This is a genomic window from Bacillus sp. BD48 (assembly GCF_046566805.1).
GTDB lineage: Bacteria > Bacillota > Bacilli > Bacillales > Bacillaceae > Bacillus > Bacillus safensis.
Genome location: NZ_JANGFM010000018.1, coordinates 1 through 553, shown reverse-complemented (window position 1 = coordinate 553; position 553 = coordinate 1). Strand labels below are relative to the sequence as shown.

The 553-nt window shown below is 55.0% G+C and carries 5 tRNA genes; all 5 read right to left on the bottom strand.

Going from position 1 to position 553, the window contains the following annotated elements:
• Nucleotides 1–49: 49 nt before the first annotated feature.
• Nucleotides 50–126: transfer RNA gene (locus ACLGGR_RS19255), tRNA-Met, on the bottom strand.
• Nucleotides 127–147: 21 nt separating this feature from the next.
• Nucleotides 148–240, bottom strand: a tRNA-Ser gene (locus ACLGGR_RS19250).
• A 7-nt stretch (nucleotides 241–247) separates the two neighbouring features.
• Nucleotides 248–324: transfer RNA gene (locus ACLGGR_RS19245), tRNA-Ile, on the bottom strand.
• A 4-nt stretch (nucleotides 325–328) separates the two neighbouring features.
• Nucleotides 329–402: transfer RNA gene (locus tag ACLGGR_RS19240), tRNA-Met, on the bottom strand.
• Between the two features lie 25 nt (nucleotides 403–427).
• Nucleotides 428–500 (bottom strand) — tRNA-Ala (locus tag ACLGGR_RS19235).
• Nucleotides 501–553 lie beyond the last annotated feature (53 nt).

Genomic DNA, 553 nt, shown 5'->3' with positions numbered 1-553 from the left:
TCCTGCGTGACAGGCAGGCATTCTAACCAACTGAACTACCGGACCATTTTGGTTGCGGGGGCAGGATTTGAACCTGCGACCTTCGGGTTATGAGCCCGACGAGCTACCGAACTGCTCCACCCCGCGATGATATGAATTTAAAAAATATGGCGGAGGAAGAGGGATTCGAACCCCCGCGGGCTTTGACACCCCTGTCGGTTTTCAAGACCGATCCCTTCAGCCGGACTTGGGTATTCCTCCGTATAGATGGTGGACCTTGTAGGACTCGAACCTACGACCGGACGGTTATGAGCCGTCTGCTCTAACCAACTGAGCTAAAGGTCCTTTATAGCGGCGGAGGGGATCGAACCCCCGACCTCACGGGTATGAACCGTACGCTCTAGCCAGCTGAGCTACACCGCCATGATCAAAATAAACTTTTATAAAGTGGAGCCTAGCGGGATCGAACCGCTGACCTCCTGCGTGCAAGGCAGGCGCTCTCCCAGCTGAGCTAAGGCCCCATAAAAGATGGTCGGGAAGACAGGATTCGAACCTGCGACCCCTTGGTCCCAAA